At 75.0% G+C, this 18,246-nt stretch carries 20 protein-coding genes; 11 read left to right on the plus strand and 9 right to left on the minus strand.

The features are described 5' to 3' along the window. Nucleotides 1-4 precede the first annotated feature (4 nt). From ASF50_RS14390 to ASF50_RS14400, 3 genes are all read right to left on the minus strand, one after another. The gene (locus ASF50_RS14390) at nt 5-337 is read right to left on the minus strand and encodes a hypothetical protein (RefSeq protein ID WP_056865823.1); all 333 of its coding nucleotides are present in this window, start codon (nt 335-337) and stop codon (nt 5-7) included. Beyond that, nucleotides 334-672, minus strand: a complete 339-nt coding sequence (locus ASF50_RS14395; protein ID WP_056904852.1) for a hypothetical protein — start codon at nt 670-672, stop codon at nt 334-336. The genes ASF50_RS14390 and ASF50_RS14395 overlap by 4 nt, the downstream gene beginning before the upstream one ends. Before the next feature lie 174 nt (nt 673-846). Continuing rightward, the gene (locus ASF50_RS14400) at nt 847-1,500 is read right to left on the minus strand and encodes an HNH endonuclease family protein (RefSeq protein WP_082503190.1); all 654 of its coding nucleotides are present in this window, start codon (nt 1,498-1,500) and stop codon (nt 847-849) included. 236 nt (nt 1,501-1,736) lie between these two features. Here ASF50_RS14400 and ASF50_RS14405 point away from each other — a divergent pair, with 236 nt between their 5' ends. After that, a complete protein-coding gene (locus ASF50_RS14405; protein WP_082500556.1) occupies nt 1,737-3,143 on the plus strand; it encodes a WS/DGAT/MGAT family O-acyltransferase in 1,407 nt (468 codons plus the stop codon). 18 nt (nt 3,144-3,161) lie between these two features. Here the strand turns inward: ASF50_RS14405 and ASF50_RS14410 are convergent, their stop codons facing one another. After that, nucleotides 3,162-4,340 (minus strand): site-specific DNA-methyltransferase, encoded by a 1,179-nt coding sequence (locus ASF50_RS14410; protein WP_056904853.1) that lies wholly within the window; start codon nt 4,338-4,340, stop codon nt 3,162-3,164. A 74-nt stretch (nt 4,341-4,414) separates the two neighbouring features. On the opposite strand from ASF50_RS14410, the gene ASF50_RS14415 reads away from it, so the two are divergent. Together ASF50_RS14415 and ASF50_RS14420 are read left to right on the plus strand one after the other, a co-directional pair. Further along, on the plus strand, nt 4,415-5,317 hold the full coding sequence (locus ASF50_RS14415) for a matrixin family metalloprotease (protein ID WP_156718290.1): 903 nt from the start codon (nt 4,415-4,417) through the stop codon (nt 5,315-5,317). An 81-nt stretch (nt 5,318-5,398) separates the two neighbouring features. Then, nucleotides 5,399-6,688, plus strand: coding sequence for a phosphodiester glycosidase family protein (locus ASF50_RS14420; protein WP_056904855.1), 1,290 nt, complete (start codon nt 5,399-5,401; stop codon nt 6,686-6,688). Here ASF50_RS14420 and ASF50_RS14425 read toward each other — a convergent pair. After that, entirely contained in the window at nt 6,663-7,157 is a 495-nt protein-coding gene (locus ASF50_RS14425) for a hypothetical protein (RefSeq protein WP_056904856.1), read from the minus strand. The genes ASF50_RS14420 and ASF50_RS14425 overlap by 26 nt on opposite strands. 70 nt (nt 7,158-7,227) lie before the next feature. Between ASF50_RS14425 and ASF50_RS14430 the strand changes: the two genes are divergently transcribed. After that, complete coding sequence (locus ASF50_RS14430) at nt 7,228-7,836, plus strand: mismatch-specific DNA-glycosylase (protein ID WP_056904857.1); 609 nt, start codon at nt 7,228-7,230, stop codon at nt 7,834-7,836. On the opposite strand, the gene glgC is transcribed toward ASF50_RS14430, so the two are convergent. Both glgC and ASF50_RS14440 read right to left on the minus strand, forming a co-directional pair. Further along, the gene (gene glgC, locus ASF50_RS14435; protein ID WP_056865785.1) at nt 7,833-9,077 is read right to left on the minus strand and encodes a glucose-1-phosphate adenylyltransferase; all 1,245 of its coding nucleotides are present in this window, start codon (nt 9,075-9,077) and stop codon (nt 7,833-7,835) included. The two genes, ASF50_RS14430 and glgC, sit on opposite strands and share 4 nt — an antisense overlap. A 38-nt stretch (nt 9,078-9,115) precedes the next feature. Then, nucleotides 9,116-9,487: a DUF427 domain-containing protein gene (locus ASF50_RS14440; RefSeq protein WP_056904858.1), complete on the minus strand. Its 372-nt coding sequence runs from the start codon at nt 9,485-9,487 to the stop codon at nt 9,116-9,118. Between the two features lie 75 nt (nt 9,488-9,562). On the opposite strand from ASF50_RS14440, the gene glgA reads away from it, so the two are divergent. Continuing rightward, a complete protein-coding gene (gene glgA, locus ASF50_RS14445) occupies nt 9,563-10,765 on the plus strand; it encodes a glycogen synthase (protein WP_056904859.1) in 1,203 nt (400 codons plus the stop codon). Nucleotides 10,766-10,789: 24 nt separating this feature from the next. Here the strand turns inward: glgA and ASF50_RS14450 are convergent, their stop codons facing one another. Together ASF50_RS14450 and ASF50_RS19505 are read right to left on the minus strand one after the other, a co-directional pair. After that, nucleotides 10,790-11,872, minus strand: a complete 1,083-nt coding sequence (locus tag ASF50_RS14450) for an NADH:flavin oxidoreductase/NADH oxidase (protein WP_056904860.1) — start codon at nt 11,870-11,872, stop codon at nt 10,790-10,792. 75 nt (nt 11,873-11,947) lie between these two features. After that, nucleotides 11,948-12,463, minus strand: a complete 516-nt coding sequence (locus ASF50_RS19505; protein ID WP_082500555.1) for a DUF4234 domain-containing protein — start codon at nt 12,461-12,463, stop codon at nt 11,948-11,950. 331 nt (nt 12,464-12,794) lie between these two features. Between ASF50_RS19505 and ASF50_RS14460 the strand changes: the two genes are divergently transcribed. From ASF50_RS14460 to ASF50_RS14485, 6 genes are all read left to right on the plus strand, one after another. Next, nucleotides 12,795-14,270 (plus strand): DUF1800 domain-containing protein, encoded by a 1,476-nt coding sequence (locus ASF50_RS14460; protein ID WP_082503191.1) that lies wholly within the window; start codon nt 12,795-12,797, stop codon nt 14,268-14,270. Between the two features lie 11 nt (nt 14,271-14,281). Then, nucleotides 14,282-15,583, plus strand: coding sequence for a DUF1501 domain-containing protein (locus tag ASF50_RS14465; RefSeq protein ID WP_156718292.1), 1,302 nt, complete (start codon nt 14,282-14,284; stop codon nt 15,581-15,583). Nucleotides 15,584-15,651: 68 nt separating this feature from the next. Further along, complete coding sequence (locus ASF50_RS14470) at nt 15,652-16,056, plus strand: DUF2237 family protein (RefSeq protein WP_056865779.1); 405 nt, start codon at nt 15,652-15,654, stop codon at nt 16,054-16,056. Between the two features lie 97 nt (nt 16,057-16,153). Further along, nucleotides 16,154-16,525, plus strand: coding sequence for a WXG100 family type VII secretion target (locus tag ASF50_RS14475; protein WP_056904863.1), 372 nt, complete (start codon nt 16,154-16,156; stop codon nt 16,523-16,525). Continuing rightward, nucleotides 16,522-16,818 (plus strand): WXG100 family type VII secretion target, encoded by a 297-nt coding sequence (locus ASF50_RS19305; protein ID WP_056865777.1) that lies wholly within the window; start codon nt 16,522-16,524, stop codon nt 16,816-16,818. The genes ASF50_RS14475 and ASF50_RS19305 overlap by 4 nt, the downstream gene beginning before the upstream one ends. Beyond that, nucleotides 16,815-18,245, plus strand: coding sequence for an RNase A-like domain-containing protein (locus ASF50_RS14485; RefSeq protein ID WP_056904864.1), 1,431 nt, complete (start codon nt 16,815-16,817; stop codon nt 18,243-18,245). Before ASF50_RS19305 ends, ASF50_RS14485 begins: the two co-directional genes overlap by 4 nt. Nucleotide 18,246: the final 1 nt, after the last annotated feature.

Here is an 18,246-nt window from a genome sequence, read left to right on the forward strand (position 1 = left end):
CGACCTAGCGGTGGGCCCAGTCGAGGGCCTGCTGGAGGTCGGCGAGGTCGCGGTACCAGACCCGCACCTCGGTGCGGCAGCGCACCCGCGCGACCCGTGTGTCGTACTCCCCGCACTCGGCCGCGGCCTCGGAGTCGGTGGGCGGGTAGAGCGCGGTGCCGTCGTAGTGGTGGACGCCGAAGCCGTTGGCGGCGTCGCCGGTCACCTCGACGATGGTGTCGGGCGGCGGCTGCGCCGGCGCCTGGGTGCCGTTGCTGGCGCCCGGCAGCAGCAGGCCGACCCCGGCCAGGGCGCCGGCGAGGCCGACCAGGGCGGCGGCCCGGGCCGGGGCCCTCACGCCGCGCTCCGGGCCCACTTCAGCGCCTGCTTGGTGTCGGCGAGGTCGCGGTACCACGTCTTGACCTTGGTGCGGCAGCGCGCCTGGCCGATCCGGGCGGGGTAGTCGGCGCAGTCGTCGAGCGCCTCGCGCAGGCGCGGGGGGAAGTCGGAGCTGCCGTCGTAGTACTTGATGCCGAAGCCGGTCTGGGCGTCGCCGGTGACCTTGACGATCGTGTCGGGCGCCGGCGGGGTGGGGTCGGCCTGGGCCGCGGCCACGCCGACGAGGGAGCCGGTGGTGGCGGCGAGCGTGAGGCCGGCCGCCGCGACGGCCAGGCGCAGGGTGGAGCTGGTCATGGTGTCTCTCCCGAGGGTCGCGCACCGGTGGGATCCGGTGTCGACCAAGACGCTAGGGAGATCCGGGCCCCGCCGGCCCCGGCCCGCGGCCGGCTGGGGAGGGACCGACGGGCGCGAGCGCCTGTGGACGACTCGTGGGCCGGGTCGGGCCGGGCGGGCCGGGTCCGGCCGGGCTCAGCGGGCGAGGGCGACGGTCAGCGTGGTGTTGGTGCAGCCGTCGGCCACGGAGACCAGCGCCGCCTTCTCCGCCGCGTCGACGCTGAGCCGCCAGCGGTGCTTGACCGCGACGTACTCCGAGACGTAGCGGCACACCTGCTGGGCCGGCAGCCACTCGGCGGGGTCCTGGTCGCTCTTGGCCTGGTTGACGTTGTCGGTCACCCCGACCAGCGAGCGGTGGTCGCCGAGGTCGTTGGCGTAGGCCTGGCGGGTCGCGCTCGACCAGGTGCGGGCGCCGGAGTCCCACGCCTCGGCCAGCGGCACCATGTGGTCGATGTCGACGTCGGAGGTGGCGGTCCACGACGCGCCGTCGTAGTAGGAGTACCAGCGCCCGCCCGACAGCGCGCAGCCCGAGCCGACCGTGACCTGGTCGTCGGCCTCGCTGATGAGCACCTCGTTGCGGGTGCTGCACCCGTCGCCGTCGGCATCGATCCAGTGGGTGAACAGGTCGCGGGAGTAGCCCGTGCGGACCTCGGTGGCGGTCGGCAGGTCGCTGACGGCGGTGCGCAGCGGCGCGGAGTAGTCGGCGGCGTGCGCCGCGCTCGGCAGCGCGACCGCGCCCGCGGCGAGGGCCGCGGAGACGAGGACGGAGGGCAGGAGACGGCGGACCACGAGGGCTCCCGGGTGTCGGAGGGACGGCGTACGTCGAGCCTGCGGCCGCCGCCGGGGCCCGGCAAGACCCGCGCGCGAGGACGAGGGGAACCCCTCAGCCGGGGTGACGCACACCGCCCGCGGGCCGGCGTCACTTCACCGGGAGTTCACCGTTCACCTTGTGGCGACCGTCACGGCGAGACATCCTGGCCCCCGGGCCGCCGCCGAGCAGCCCCCTGCCAGCGAAAGGCCCTCTCGTGGTCACTCCGATCGACCCCACCGCCACGGCGTTCCTGCTGGCCGAGAACCGGCACATGCCGATGCACGTGGGCGGTCTGCAGCTCTTCGAGAAGCCGGCCGGTGCGGGCCCGCACTACGTGCGCGAGATGTACGAGCAGATGCGCGACGTCGAGGAGATCGCACCGCTCTTCCTCAAGCGCCCCCACCGCTCGCTGCGCACCGCGGGCCAACTGGTGTGGGTGCCCGACGAGGACTTCGACGTGGAGCACCACGTGCGCCACAGCGCGCTGCCGGAGCCGGGCCGCTACCGCGAGCTGTTCGAGCTGTGCTCGCGGCTGCACTCCACGCGCCTGGCCTGGGAGCGCCCGCTGTGGGAGTCGCACGTCATCGAGGGCCTGGCCGACGGCAAGGTGGCGCTCTACACCAAGTCGCACCACGCGCTGGTCGACGGCGTCTCGGCGATGCGCCTGCTCCAGAGCGTGCTGGGCACCGACCCCGACGAGCGCGACATGCCCGCGCCGTGGGGCTACCGCCCGCCCACCCGCTCGAAGGCGCTGGCCACCACCCGCGACCGCAGCCTCGCCGAGCTGCCGCTGCGGGCGGCGCGCACGGCGCTGGGCATCAGCGCCGAGGCCGCGGGCATGCCCTCGGCCCTGGTGCGGACCCTGGCCCGCGGGGTGCGCAACGAGACGACCACGGTCTCGCTGCGCACGCCGCGCACGATGTTCAACCGCCCGATCACGGGCGCCCGCCGCTTCGCGGCCCAGGATTGGCCGATCGAGCGGCTGCACGCCATCGGCCGGGCCACCGGCACGACCCTCAACGACGTGGTGCTCGCGATGTGCAGCGGCGCGATGCGCGCCTACCTGCTCGAGCTCGACGCGCTGCCCGACCAGCCGATGGTGGCGATGGTGCCGGTGGGGTTGAACGCGAAGTCCTCCCACATCGCCTCCGCCGACGGCGGCAACGCCGTGGGCGCGGTGCTGGCCCAGCTGGCCACCCACCTCGACGACCCGGCTGACCGGCTGCGCAGCATCCACCGCTCCATGGTCGACGGCAAGGAGGCGCTGTCGTCGATGACGCCGACGCAGATCATCGCGATGACCGCGATGGGCCAGGCGCCGGCGATCATCCCGCCGCTGCTGCGGATGCAGGGCATCGTCCGCTCGCCCTACAACCTCATCATCAGCAACGTGCCGGGCCCCCGCACGACCCACTACTGGAACGGCGCGCGGATGACGGGGGTCTACCCGCTGTCGATCCCGATCAACGGCATGGCCCTCAACATCACCTGCACCTCCTACGACGGCCAGATGGCCTTCGGCCTCACCGGCTGCCGCCGCACCGTGCCGCACCTGCAGCGGCTGCTGACCTTCCTCGAGGACGAGGTCGCGGCCCTGGAGAAGGCCGCCGGCGTGGAGTGACCCGGGGTCGGCCGCGGGTCAGGAGGGTGGCTCGACCCGCTCCTCCAGCCCGCCGCCGACGCGCTCGGCCACGGCGCGCAGCCGCGCCCGGGTGATGTCGGCGACCGTGGCCAGGCCCGCGGCGTGGGCGTTGGACCCGACGCGGGTCGGCGCGGCCACGTCGACGCTCGTGCAGGTGCGGGTGCCGCCGTCGGCGGCGTTGGCCAGCGCCACCGCGTGGCCGGTGGTGCCGCTGCCGGCGAAGAAGTCGAGCACCCGCGCGTCGGCGGGCATCGTGGCGAGCACGCGGCGCAGCAGGCCGGTCGGCTTCGGCGACTCGAAGACGTGGCCCACCAGCTCCTTGAGCTCGGCCACCGCGGTGTCGGTGGAGCCCACCTCCTCGGCCAGCCAGATCGTGGTCAGCTTCTTGCGCCGGCCCGGGTGCAGCCAGTCGCGCTGGAAGACGTCGACCCGCGGGCCGCGCACGCCGTTGACGGTGCGGCAGACCAGGTCGTCGGGGCGCTGGTCGATGAGCGGGCGGCTCCAGCGCCAGACCGCGGGCCGGCCGTCGCCGAAGACGGGCTCGATCTCGACAGCGCCGTCGAAGGGCGTGGTGGCGACGCGGCCGGTGACCGGGTCGCCCCACACCGCGAAGTGCAGCGTGCGGGAGCTGGTGGGGTTGAACTTCTTGTTGGTGTTGCGCAGCGGCAGGTGCCGGAAGCGCCGCCCCGTCGCGGCGTCGGTGAGCGGGAAGTCGCGCTCGTCGACGGTGTCGGGGCTGCTGGCCTGCAGCACGCAGCGGCGCGGGTCGCGGGCGTAGACCAGCAGGTACTCGTGGCTGGTGGCGAAGCCGCCGCCGAGCTGGCGGCCCTTGGGGTTGAGGTTGACCACGACCTGGGCCAGGAAGCCCTCCTCGCCCAGCACCTCGTCGAGCAGCAGCCGCAGGTGCGCCGCCTCGTGGTCGTCGATGCTGACGAAGAGCGCCCCGGTGCCGGCGAGCACGTCGCGGGCCGCCTCGAGGCGCGGGCGCATGAAGGCGGTCCAGGCGGCGTGGCGGCCCTCCCCGGGCGCGCCGCGGCGGTCGTCGGCGTAGGCGAAGGCGTGCCCGGTGTTGTAGGGCGGGTCGATGTAGACCAGGTCGAAGGCCTCGCCGCGCGCGGCGCACGCCCGCAGGACGGCGAGGTTGTCGCCCTCCACGAAGGTGTTCCACACCGGCACGCCGCCGACCCTAGTGCGACACCGCTGCGCCCGTCCGGCCACGCCGGTGTGGAGCGCCGGGTGAGAATGGCGCCGTGGGGTTCTCGCAACGACGCGCGCAGCGGCGCTGGGCCAGGGAGATGGAGCGGCGCCTGCGCGAGCTCGACCGTCTCGACCAGGCCCACGGCCTCGGCGCCGGCCCGACCCACCGTCCCGTGCGGGAGCCGTGGGGCGCGCGCCGGCGTACGTCGCGACCGCGCCGGGAGCGCCGGACCCACGGGCCGGTGCTGCCGGGGCTGCTGGTGGCGGTCGTGGTGACCACGCTGCTGCTGATGCGCGACCCGGGCGCCTTCGGCAACCGGATGCGCGACCTGCTGGGTCGCAACGACCGGCTGGGCGACCTCGTGGGCGTGGAGGACACCGGCGGGTCCTACGACTTCAGCCTCACCCAGCGCGGGGGCCGCCAGCCGGTGAGCTGGAACCCCTGCGAGCCGATCACCTACGTGGTCAACCCCGCCGGGGCGCCGCAGGACTGGGAGGTGCTGGTCTCGGAGTCGGTGGCCGAGATCGAGGGGGCCACGGGCTTCCGGTTCAGCGACGAGGGAGTGACCGACGACCGCGACTTCGAGCGGCGCGAGAGCCTGCTCGGCCGGCCCGCGCCGGTGCTCATCGGCTGGTCGGACGACGAGGAGGTGCCGCGCCTGGCCGGCGACGTCGCCGGGCTCGGCGGCAGCGCGACCAGCCAGGGCCTGGGCCGGCGCTACTACGTCACCGGCATGGTCGCCCTCGACACCGACGTCTACGACCGCCTCGCCGACGAGCCGGGCGGGCGCGAGCAGATGCGCGCCATCCTGGTGCACGAGCTCGGCCACGTCGTGGGCTTGGGCCACGTCGACGACCCGGAGGAGCTGATGAACGCCGACAACCTGGGGCGCACCACCCTGGGCGAGGGCGACCGCGAGGGTCTGGCCCGCCTGGGCTCGGTGCCCTGCTCCTGAGGCGGCCGGGCCGCGTGGTGCTGGAGGGAACTGTGGTGCATCTGCCCCGCGAGCACCGGTGAGAGGCTTAGCCTTCATGCCGTGCGCGTCTCCCGACCCCTGGCTGCCGCGGCGCTGAGCGGGCTGCTCGCCCTCGGTGCCCCGGCCCTGGCGACCCCCGACGACCCCGCTCCCGCCGGCTCCGCGAGTCCTGACCCGAGCCCTGCCGGGAGCTCGGCTCCGGCGACCCGGCCCGGCACCGCCGCCGGCGAGGGCCGCGACCGGCAGACCTCCGACGGCCTGGCGGGTGCCCTCGCGGCGCCCGGCACCGCCGACGACCGTCGTCTCCTCACCCGCAGCGTCGTCTCGGTGCGCCGCGTCGCCCCCGGCGTCGAGCTGCGGGAGTGGAGCCAGACCGACGCCCGCGGCCCGGTCCGCGCGCACCTGCTGGTGGTCGACCCCTCGGTGAGGGGCGTGGGCCTCGACTACGCCAACCCCGGCCGGGTCGCCGCCACCGAGACCGTGCTCGACATGGCCCAGGACCGGCCCGCCGCGGTCGGCGCGGTCAACGGCGACTTCTACGACATCGGCCGCACGGGCGCCCCGCTCGGCGTCGGCCGCTCGAAGGCCGGGGGCGTCATGAACGCCCGCGCCTCGGGGTGGAACTCCGCCTTCTACCTCGGCGCCCACGGCGCGCCCCACATCGGCACGGTCCGCCTGAGGGCCTCGGTCGTCGACCGCCCCGGCATCGACGTCACCAACCTCAACTCGCACGTCGTGGCCCCCGGCGGGGTCGGGATCTACACGCCCCGGTGGGGTCGCTCGCCGGGCTACCAGGTCGTGCAGGGCCAGCAGGAGGACGTGCGACTCGTCGTCGTGCGCGACGGCCGGGTCGTCGCCAACCGCACCCGCCTCCAGCCCGGGGCCAGGATCGACGGCCGGCTGCTCGTCGGGCGCGGCGACGGGGCCCGCTCCCTGCGCGCGCTGCGGGTCGGGACGCCGGTGCGCACCACCTGGTCGCTCGAGGGCGCCCCGCGCATGGTCGTGACCGGCAACAAGTTCCTCGTCGACGACGGGGTGGTGCAGGTCGTCGACGACCGCGAGATGCACCCGCGCACGGCGGTGGGCATCGACTCCGACACCGGCGAGGTGCTCGTGCTCGTGGTCGACGGCCGCTCCGAGCAGAGCCGCGGCCACACCATGGTCGAGCTGGCCGACCTGATGATCGACCTCGGCGCCGACGAGGCGCTCAACCTCGACGGCGGCGGCTCCTCCACCCTCGTGGCCGAGCAGGGCGACGGCGGGCTGGCGGTCGAGAACGAGCCCTCCGACGACGTCCAGCGCTCGGTGGCCAACAGCCTCCTGGTCACCTACGTCGCCCCTCGGGGCTGATCCCGGCCCGGCCGGCTCCGCGGTCGGTCGGCTCCTCGACCAGCACCAGCGCCACCGTCGTCACCGGCGCGAGGCACTCCCGACCGGTCGCGGGGGCGGGGGCGGCGGTGAGCCGGAGCCCCTCACCGGAGCCCTCCACACCGACGTCCTCGGCCGGCTCGCAGCCCACCGCCACGACGCCGCCGACCAGCTCGCGGCCCTGCGGCACGTCGGTGCCCTCGACCGCACGGCGCACCTCGCCCACCAGCGGCCCCCGCAGGTCGGCGACCAGCGCGGCCACGTCGCCCGGCCCGCGCAGGTGGGTCGGCCCCGCACCCGGCCGGCCGCCCGCGGCCGTGGCGCTCAGCAGCGCGACGACCTCGGGCTCCGCGCCCGCGCGGACCGGGTCGGCGGCCGACCCCGAGGTCTGGCCGTCGGCGCAGCCCGACGCGAGCACGAGCACGGTCAGGGTCCCGAGGAGGAGGCGCATGGTGCTCCGACGGTAGCCCGCGGCGCGGGGTTCCCGCGGGCACCCGGCGCCGGCGTGGCAGGCTCGGCGCGTGAGCCCGCGGCAGACCTTCACCCGCGCCGAGCTGGAGGGCTTCCGCGACGCGGAGGTGCCCGACCTGCTCGGCGACGACGCGCACCCGGTGCGGCTGCTCGTGGTCGGGATCAACCCCGGCCTGTGGACCGCGGCGACCGGCACGCACTTCGCCCACCCGGGCAACCGGTTCTGGCCCGCGATGCTCCGCGCCGGGGTGATCGAGCACCCCGTCGACCCGGCCGCGGGCCTCACCGACGCCGACCGCGACCGGCTGCGCGAGCGCGGGATTGGGCTGACCAACCTCGCACCCCGTGCGACCGCCAAGGCCTCCGAGCTCGGCGCCGCCGAGCTGCGCGCCGGCGCCGCGCGGCTCACGGCGCTGGTCGAGCGGGTGGGCCCCCGCGTGGTCGCGGTCGCCGGCGTCACGGCCTACCGCACGGCCTTCGCGCTGCCCCGCGCGCAGCAGGGCCGCCAGCCCGAGCCCCTGGCCGGCGCGGAGCTGTGGATCGTGCCCAACCCCAGCGGGCTCAACGCCCACGAGACCACCGAGACCCTCGCCCTGGCCTACGCCGAGCCGGCGCGGGCCGCGGGGCTGCTCCCCACGACCCCGCCACCCGCGACCTAGGCCGGGAAGGGCTGGTCCTTGCCGAGCACGGTGAGGCCGTCCTCGACCACGAAGCCCCGGGCCCGGTCGGCCTCGGGGTCGACGCCGACCTGGGCGCCCGGGGGCACCACGACGTTCTTGTCGAGGATGGCGTTGCGCACGACCGCCCCGGCGCCGACCTGCACGCCGTTGAGCAGCACCGAGCCGCTCACCTCGGCGCCGGACTCCACGCGCACCGCGGGCGAGAGCACCGAGCGGCTGACCGCGCCGCCGGTCACCACGGCCCCGGGCGAGAGCACGGCCTCGTCGACCTCGGCCTTGGTGCCGTCGCCGCCCTGCACGATCTTGACCGGGGGCTGCGGGCCGTAGGCGGTGTAGATCGGCCAGTCGAAGTTGTAGAGGTTGAAGACCGGCAGCGGGGAGACGACGTCCATGTGGGCGGCGTAGTAGGACCCGAGCGTGCCGACGTCGCGCCAGTAGCCGCGGTCGCGGTCGGTCGCACCGGGCACGACGTTGTCGCGGTAGTCGTAGACGCCGGCCTGGGAGCGGCGCACGAAGGCCGGCACGATGTCGCCGCCCATGTCGTGCTTGGAGCCGGGCGTGGTGGCGTCACGGGTGACGGCCTCGACGAGCGCGTCGGCGTCGAAGACGTAGTTGCCCATCGAGGCCAGCACCTCGCCGGGGCTCGAGGGCAGGCCCACCGGGTCGGTGGGCTTCTCGAGGAAGTCGCGGATGCGGCTCGGCTCGTCGGGCACGACGTCGATCACGCCGAACTGGTCGGCCAGCGAGATCGGCTGCCGGATCGCCGCGACGGTGCAGGCCGCGCCGCTCTCGACGTGCTGGGCCACCATCTGGGAGAAGTCCATGCGGTAGACGTGGTCGGCCCCGACCACGACCACGATGTCGGGCTTCTCGTCCTTGATCAGGTTGAGCGACTGGTAGATCGCGTCGGCGCTGCCGAGGTACCAGTGCTTGCCCACGCGCTGCTGGGCCGGCACCGGGGTGACGTAGTTGCCGAGCATGGTCGACATGCGCCACGTCTGGGTGACGTGGCGGTCGAGGCTGTGGCTCTTGTACTGCGTCAGCACCACGACCTGGAGGTAGCCGGAGTTGACGACGTTGGACAGGGCGAAGTCGATGAGGCGGTAGATGCCCGCGAAGGGCACCGCCGGCTTGGCCCGGTCGGCGGTGAGCGGCATCAGTCGCTTGCCCTCACCGCCGGCGAGCACGATGGCCAGGACCTTCTTGCGGGAGGCGCTCATGGCGTCACCGTAACGCCCCGGACCCCCGGCTGGGCAGGTCAGCCGACGCGCACGTCCACGACGTCGGGGTAGAAGGCGACGTGGCCGGCGATCTCGGCGACCGCGGGGTAGGGCGTGTCGTAGGTCCACACCTTGTTCTCCAGCGTGCGGCCCCCGACCACGAGGCTGTAGTAGGCGGCCTCGCCCTTGTAGGGGCAGTAGGTGGCGTGCTCGGTGCGGGTCAGCACGAGCGGGTCGACGTCGCCGATCGGCACGTACTGCACGGGCGGGTAGCCCGCCTCGGCCAGGCTGAGCGCGGCGTCGGTGCGCGCGACCACGTGGCCGTCGACGCTGACGGTGACGGGCTGGCCGGTGGCGGTGACCGAGATGGGGTGGCTGGCGTCGGGGACCTTCACGGGGCGGGTGCTCATGCCCGCCCCAACCCGGCGTCCACGGACGCTGTTCCCGCGGGGCGTGTCGCCCCCGGGGCGAGTAGGTTCACCTGCGTGCGAGTCGACGTCCTGAGCAAGGAGTACCCCCCGGAGATCTACGGCGGGGCGGGGGTGCACGTCGCCGAGCTGGTGCGCGCGCTGCGCGCGATGCCCGACGGGCCCGACACCCGGGTGCACGCCTTCGGCGCCCCGCGCGAGGAGCCCGGCACCTCGTCGTACGCCGACCTGGGCGAGCTCGCCGGCGCCAACCCGGCCCTGCGCACCCTGGGCGTGGACCTCGCCATCGCGCAGGGGTGCGCCGGCAGCGACCTGGTGCACTCCCACACCTGGTACGCCAACATGGCCGGCCACCTCGCCTCGCTGCTCCACGGCGTGCCGCACGTCGTCTCGGCGCACTCCCTGGAGCCGCTGCGCCCCTGGAAGGCCGAGCAGCTCGGGGGCGGCTACGCCCTGTCGTCGTGGGTGGAGCGCACCTCCTACGAGGCGGCGGCCGCGGTGATCGCGGTGTCGGCCGCGATGCGCGAGGACGTGCTGCGCTCCTACCCCGCCGTCGACCCCGGCCGCGTGCACACCGTGCACAACGGCATCGACACCGACCTGTGGGCCCCCGTGCACGCGCCCGACCGGGTGCGCGCCCAGGGCGTCGACCCCGACCGGCCCTCCGTCGTCTTCGTCGGCCGGATCACCCGGCAGAAGGGGCTGCCGCTCTTCCTGCGCGCGGTGGCGCAGCTGCCGCCCGAGGTGCAGATCGTGCTGTGCGCCGGGGCCCCCGACACCCCGGAGATCCAGGCCGAGGTCGAGACGCTGGTGGCCGGCCTGGCCGCCGAGCGCGACGGCGTCGTGTGGATCCGCGAGATGCTGCCGCGCGCCGACGTGGTCGCCCTGCTCAGCGCCGCCACCGCCTTCGCGTGCCCCTCGATCTACGAGCCGCTGGGCATCGTCAACCTCGAGGCGATGGCCTGCGAGACCGCGGTGGTCGCCACCGCGACCGGTGGCATCCCCGAGGTCGTCGTCGACGGCGCCGGGGCCGGCGCCACCGGCCTGCTGGTGCCCATCGAGCAGGCCACCGACGGCACCGGCACGCCGCTCGACCCCGACCGCTACGTCGCCGACTTCGCCGCGGCGCTCGTCGAGGTCGTCTCCGACCCCGACCGCGCCGCCGCCCTGGGGCGCGCCGGCCGGCAGCGGGCCATCGAGTCCTTCAGCTGGGGCGCGATCGCGGCCCGCACGGTGGAGGTCTACCGCTCGGTGCTCTGAGCGGCCGGGCCTCACCAGCCGGCCTCACCAGCCCGCGGACCCCGCGCGGTACTGCACCGGCCAGTCGACGCCCTCCCCCGGCTCGACGCCGAGCTCGTGGGCCGCGCGCAGCGGCCAGTGCGGGTCGCGCAGCAGCTCGCGGGCCAGCAGCACCACGTCGGCGGAGCCCTCGGCGATGACGTCGTTGGCCTGCTTGGCCTCGGTGATCAGGCCCACCGCACCCGAGGCGATGCCGGCCTCGGCGCGGATCCGGGCCGCGAACGGCACCTGGTAGCCCGGCTCCACCGGGATGTCGACGCGCAGGTTGCCGCCCGAGGAGGTGTCGACCAGGTCGACGCCCGCCTCGCGCAGCAGCCCCGCGAGGCGCACCGAGGAGTCGGCGTCCCAGCCGCCCTCGGCCCAGTCGGTCGCGGAGATGCGCACCAGCAGCGGCACCTCCTCGCCGACGGCCGCGCGGACCCGGCGTACGACGTCGAGCAGGAGGCGGGCGCGGTGCTCGAAGGGGCCGCCGTACTCGTCGTCGCGGTGGTTGGAGAGCGGGGAGAGGAACTCGTGGAGCAGGTAGCCGTGGGCGGCGTGGACCTCGACGACGTCGAAGCCGGCCTCGACGGCGCGCACCGCGGCGGCCCCGAAGGCCTCCACGACCTGCTCGATCTCGGCGACCGTCAGCGCGCGGGGGTCGCGCAGGCCCGGGAAGGCCTCGGCCGACGGGCCGACCGGCTCCCAGCCGCCCTCGGCGTCGGAGGCCACCTGGCCCTCGGCCCAGGGGCGGGCCGCGGAGGCCTTGCGCCCGGCGTGGGCGAGCTGGACCGCCGCCGTGGCCCCCTGGCCGTGCACGAAGTCGACGACACGGCGCCAGGCGTCGCGCTGCGCGTCGTCCCAGATGCCGGCGTCCTGCGGGGTGATGCGCCCCTCGGGCACCACGGCCGCGGCCTCGGTCATGACCAGGCCGGCGCCGCCGCGGGCGAAGGAGCCGAGGTGCACCAGGTGCCAGTCGTCGGGCAGGCCGTCGACGGAGGAGTACTGGCACATCGGCGCCACCCAGACCCGGTTGCGCACGGTGACGCCGCGCAGGGTGATCGGGGTGAACAGCTCGGAGGTGGGCACGGGGAGACGCTCCTGGGGTCGGTGACGGGGGTACGTCGGGCCAACCCCGGGAGCGTCCCGGGTGTTCCGTGCGGGTCAGTCGCGGGTGGCGCCCAGCGACTCCCAGTAGCGGTTGAGGGCGCCGTTGGTCTTCACGAACCACACGATCGGGCCGACGAGGATGAACATGCCGGGGAAGTACCACAGGCCGGTGAGACCGCTGACCGGCGGCTCCTGGCCGCGGCGCTTGTAGAGCCCGCCGACCTCGCTGGCGGTGAGGTAGGGCATCACGAACCCGACGAAGAGGGCCAGGATCAGGGCCACGCCGCCGCCGACGCCCTGGCCGCTGTGCTGCTTCATCTCCTCGTGGGTCTTGAAGTACCAGTAGAGGGAGTAGATGCCGAAGGTCACGATGGCCAGCACGATGCAGACGCCGGTGCCGCGGACCTTGCCGAGGGGCGCGCCGCCCGGGGCGCCGTAGGTCGCGGGCGCGCCGTAGCCGCCGTACGGCGAGGGCGGCTGCGCGCCGTAGGAGGAGGGCGAGCCGGCCGGCGGCGGGGGGCGGTAGCCCTCGGGCGGCGGGGGCGGGGCTGACGGGGTGCTGTCGCTCATGGGGGGATCCTCGTGACCGGGGGCAGGCCCGTGGCGTGGCGCCGCGGGCTGGACGGTCGCAACGTACCCACGTCGCGACGCTCCATGCGCCGTTCGGCGACACCGGTGCCACGAACGGCTCGACCGCACCCCACCCACCTCCTGCGGGTGACCCGACCGGGCCACCCGGGCATGGCCCGTCCGGGCCATGCCGCCCGCCTGACGGCCCCTTCTGGGGCCGATCCCTCCGCCTCGGCGCGTCGCGGCCGAAGATCACCGTGTCGCCCCCCTCGACACCCCCCCTGCAGCACCCCCGCGCCATCACCCGCACCCCCGCCGCACCACCCCACGGATGAGGACCCCCCGCCTCGTGAGTGCCACCTACGCCCCCGGCCGCTACGCCCGCACGCCCGTCCTGGGCGCCGGTGCCCGCCACCTCACCACCCGCTTCTCCTACGGCGTCACGCCCGAGCTCACCGCCGAGGTCAAGGCCGCCGGCGGCGGCATGGCGTGGTTCCGCGAGCAGCTCGCCACCGCCGACTCCGCCCGCGCCGAGGCCCTCGCCGACTGGTGGCCCGACCTCCACCGCGGACCCGCCGACCTCTGGCAGCGCCAGGTCACCGACGTCCGCGGCACGTGGGAGGTCATGTACGACTACGCGCGCCGGGTGATGGCGCGGCGCATCACCTCGCGCCAGCAGGTGCTCGAGGTGATGACGGAGTTCTGGGAGGGCCACCTCCACGTGCCGGCGATCGGCGACGCGCAGGCGGTGTGGCGCGCGCCGTACGGCGAGATCATGCGGCGCCACGCGCTCGGGCGCTTCGACGAGATGCTGGTCGAGGCGATCACCCACCCCTCGATGCTGATCTTCCTCGACGGCGCGACCTCCACCAAGGCCCACCCCAACGAGAACCTCGGCCGCGAGCTCCTCGAGCTGCACACCCTCGGGGTCGGCAACTACACCGAGGACGACGTCAAGGCCTCCGCAAGGATCCTCACCGGCTACCGCGTCGACCTGTGGCGCACCTGGGCCGCCACCTACCGCCCCGAGGACCACTGGACCGGGCCGGTGCAGGTGGCGGGCTTCAGCCACGACAACGCCGCCGCCGACGGGCGCGAGGTCGTGCGGGCCTACCTCGTGCACCTGGCCCACCACCCCGCCACGGCGCGGCGCATCGCGCGCAAGCTGGCGCTGCGCTTCGTCAGCGACACCCCCAGCGACGCGCTGGTGGAGAGGCTGGCCGCGACCTACCTGGCCAACGACACCGCCATCAAGCCGGTGCTGATGAAGCTGGTCAACAGCCGCGAGTTCCGCACCTCGCGGCGCACCAAGCTGCGCGACCCCGCCGAGGACGTCGTCGCGACCTACCGCGCCCTCGGCCTGCCCCTCGAGCCGCCCAGCGACGGCGAGGCCGCCGCCAACGCGATGATCTGGCAGTCGGAGACCATCGGGCTCAAGCCCTTCGCCTGGCCCCGCCCCGACGGACAGCCGCTCACCAACGCCGCCTGGGACTCCCCGGCCCGCGCCCTGGCCTCGATGGCCATGCACTGGTCGATGTCGGGCGGGTGGTGGCCCGAGCACGGCACGACCTACAAGAAGCCCACCGAGTGGGTGCCGGAGTTCCCGATCGTCTTCCGCGACCTGGTCGACCACATGGCCCGCCGCGTGCACGCCCGTCCGTCCTCCGCCTCGCTCCTCCAGGGCGCGTGCACGGCCACCGGCATCGCCCCCGACGCCACCATCACCGCCGACCACGCGCTGATGAAGTGGCACTTCCCGCGCCTGCTCGCTGCTCTGCTCGACCACCCCGACCACTACCTCCGGTGAGCGTGACGACGATGACGACTGCTGCTGCCCGCACCGCCTCCCGCACCGGCGACCCGTGCGGGTGCCCCGACTACGCCGCCGCCACCGCGCTCTCGCGCCGCGGCTTCCTGCGCGGGCTGGGGCTCACGGGCGCGGCGTACGCCGTGGGCTCGGCGATGGTCACCTACGGCGCCGCGCCGGCCATGGCCGCCGGGGTCGCGCCGGCGCCGAACGGCTCGGTGCTGGTCGTGCTGTCGATGCGCGGTGCCGCCGACGGGCTCTCCCTCGTCGTGCCCCACGGCGACCCGGCCTACTACGCCGCGCGCCCCCGCATCGCCGTGCCCGCGGCCAAGCTGCTGGGCAAGGACGCCTTCTTCGGGCTGCACCCCAACCTCGCGCCCCTGCTCCCGATGTGGCAGTCGGGAGAGCTCGCCGCCGTGCACGCCACGGGCATGGCCGTGGCCAACCGGTCGCACTTCGCGGCCATGGAGCTGGTCGAGGACGCCAACCCGGGCTCGAGCGTGCGCAGCGGCTGGCTCAACCGCCTGCTCGGCGGCCTCGACGGCGACTCGCCGCTCCAGGGCGTCAGCATCGGCTCCTCCTCCCCGCCGGCCTCGCTCTACGGCGAGCAGCCGATCATGTCGCTGCGCAACATCTCCGACGCCGTCGTCGCCGGGAACGACCAGTGGGACACCGACCAGGCCCGGTTGCGCTCGCTGTCGCAGATGTGGGGCTCCTCCACCGCCCCGATGGCCCGTGGCATGCGCTCGGCGATGGCGGCCGTGGCCGACCTCGGCCCCGTGCGCGCCGAGCCGGAGAACCGCGCGGCCTACCCCGACAGCGACCTGGGCCGGGCGCTGGCCGCCGTCGCCCGCACCATCCGCGGCGACGTCGGCGTCTCCCTGGTCACCGTCGACCAGGGCGAGTGGGACATGCACGCCGACCTCGGCACCCTCGACTGGGGCGCGATGAAGTACAACGCCAACGACCTGGCCACCGCGATCGCCGCCTTCTTCGCCGACCTCGGCTCGATGCGCGAGAGGGTCACCCTGCTGACCATCTCGGAGTTCGGCCGACGGGTCTCGGAGAACTCCAACTACGGCCTCGACCACGGCTGGGGCAACGTCATGTTCCTCGCCGGCGCCGGGGTCAAGGGCGGGCGCTACTACGGCCGCTGGCCCGGTCTGGAGAACTCCCTCGACGCCGACCTCACCGTCACCACCGACTTCCGCTCGGTGCTCTCCGAGGTCGTCCTGTCGCGCACCGACGCCTCCGCCGCCCAGGTCTTCCCCGGCTTCACCCCCGAGCCGGTCGGGGTGATGGTCGGGCGCTGACCGTGACAGCGGGGGGCGGTCTCCGCGAACCCTGTCCGCGGAGCCACCCGACCTGCGACAGTGACGCCATGCGACCCGAGGGCACACCGGAGCTCAACGTGCTCGGCGGCGAGCTCGAGCCGTGCGGCACCGAGCCCATGACCGGCTTCCACCGCGACGGCACGTGCACCTGCGGCCCGGCCGACGTGGGCCTGCACGCGGTGTGCACGGTGATGACCGAGGAGTTCCTCGCCCACCAGCGCTCGGTCGGCAACGACCTGGCCACCCCGCGCCCCGAGTGGGGCTTCCCGGGGCTGCACCCCGGCGACCGCTGGTGCGTGGTGGCCGTGCGCTGGCTCCAGGCGCTCCACGACGGCGTCGCGGCCCCCGTCGTGCTCGCCGCGACCAGCGAGCGGGCCCTCGAGATCATCCCCCTCGACGCGCTGCGCTCGCAGTCGGTCGACGTGCCGGCCGACCCCGGCGACCTCGTCTGACCCCTCCCGCGGGGTTTTCCACAGATCGGCGACCGGGGCTGTCGCGGCGCTCCCCCTCGGGTCAGGGTGGTCCTACGACGACCTCTCGGGAGATCCGATGCACCTCGACGCCCCCGTCGGCGCCGCCGGCCCCGCCGGCGCGCTGGCCCTCGACCACGCGGCCACCGACGCCGCGGTCGCCGACCTGCGCGACACCGCCGCCGACCTCGCCCGCTCGCGTTCCCGCCTCGGCCGCGAGGTCGACGGGCTCCTCGACGCCGTGTGGCGCGGCCGGGCCGCCGACTCCTTCGCGGTCGCCTGGGCCGACTGGGCCGGGGCGGCCGACGCGGTCGTCGCGGCCCTCGACGAGACCGCCGACCGGATCGCGCGGCACCACCGCGACGTGACCGACCTCGACGTCGGTGTGGCCGACGGACTCGCAGCGCTGGCGGCCCGGCTCGACGGGAGCGGCGTCGGAGGCTCCCGGTGAGCGGCTTCCGGGTCGACCTCGCGGAGCTCCAGCGGGTCGTCGACGCGGCCGGTGCGACCCAGCGCGAGCTCGACGCGGCGCTCGACCGCGTGGCGGCCCGGGTGGCGCGGTTGGACGCCACGTGGACGGGCGCCGCCGCCGATGCGCACGACCAGGCGCATGCGCGCTGGGCCGCGGCGTACGAGGAGATGCGGGGGGCGCTCGCCGACCTGCGCACGGCCGCGGGCGTGGCCCACGACCGCTACGAGGCGGCGGTCGCCTCCAACCTCGCGGCCTGGGGGGCCGTGCGGTGAGGATCGACGTCGACGGCGCGGGCTTCCTCACCGCCGAGCATGCCCTGGCCACCGGCAACCGCCGCTGTGCGGAGCACCTCGACGACCTCACCGACGCCCTCGCCGGTCTCGGCGGCATGGCCGGCGACGACGCCACCTCCGCCGACTTCGCAGCGGCCTACGACACAGCATCCGCCGAGGTCGTCGCCGGGCTCGGCGACTGCGTGACGGCGCTGGCGTGCCTGGGTCGGCTCACCGCGACGTCACGCGCCGAGCACGAGCGGGCCGAGGCCGGGGCCGTGCTCCGCGGCGTGGTGGTGCCGGGCGCGGTCGTCGCGCCCGACGGCGAGGTCTCCCCCGCCGGCGGGCCGGGCGACCTGGGCTGGGTCGCGGCGATGCCCTCCCCGCCGCCCACCGCCCTCGGCGGTGACTGGTCGGCCGTCCCCACGGGGCTGGGCTGGGTGATCGACCTGATCCAGGGCTTCGCGTGGCCCAGCGCCGACGTCGGCGAGCTGCGCACCGCGGGCGCCACGTGGGTCGACTGCGCGCGCGCCGTCGCCGACCTGACCTCCGACTGCGGCGCGGCGGTCCGGGGCCTCGAGGGCGAGGTGTCCCCCGAGATCCCGCTCGCCGTCGACGCCTGCCAGGAGGTCTCCGACCAGCTCGCCGCGATCGCCGAGGAGGCCTACGGCCTGGGCCGAGCCTGCGAGCAGTACGCCGACCAGGTCGAGTCCCACCGGGCCGAGGTCGTCGCCCTCGTCGTGCAGCTGCTGGCCGAGACCGTCGTCATCCAGGGCGCCGGCATGCTCCTCAACTCCGTCACCGGCGGAGGCGGCACCGTCGGCGCCACCGCCCTCACCGGCACCCGCGTCGCCGCCATCACCCCCGACGTCCTCGCCGTGGGGGCCCGGCTGCGGGCCGCCAACGAGGTGCTCGCCGCCTCCGTGCGCAACGCCGCCGCCCGCGTCACCATCGCCCGCGGCCGGCTGGAGAAGTTCCGCTACGCCCGCTCCGGTGGGCTCTCCGACGAGGCGGGGCAGATCCAATGGCGGGGCGTTCCGAGGTACCGGCTGACCGGCGACTGGTTGCGGCAGCACGAGGTTCGGGGCTCGCACACCATTCAGCTCCATGTGGGCGACGCGGCCCAGATCCTGTCGCGCTTTGCCGGGCGCCGGCCACCTCGCACATCAAGCGCTTTCCCCGACGAGGAATCCGCTCAAAACATCATCGAGTCGTTGATCAGGCGGCACGAGGACGACATCTCGGACTGGCTGCGGGGCGATGCGCAGCGCCTCGAGCTCCGGGGGCGATTTCCATACGACGTCGGTCTCAGCGCTCGGCGCGGGAGCGATGAACTCCGCCCCGTCAGAGGTGCGATCGTGGTGCTCCGCCGTGATCCCGCCATGCCTCTCGGCTTCAGGGTCTTCACCGCCTACCCCCATGGATAGA

Origin of the sequence: Nocardioides sp. Leaf307 (assembly GCF_001423135.1) — a bacterium.
Taxonomy (GTDB): Bacteria; Actinomycetota; Actinomycetes; order Propionibacteriales; family Nocardioidaceae; genus Nocardioides; species Nocardioides kribbensis.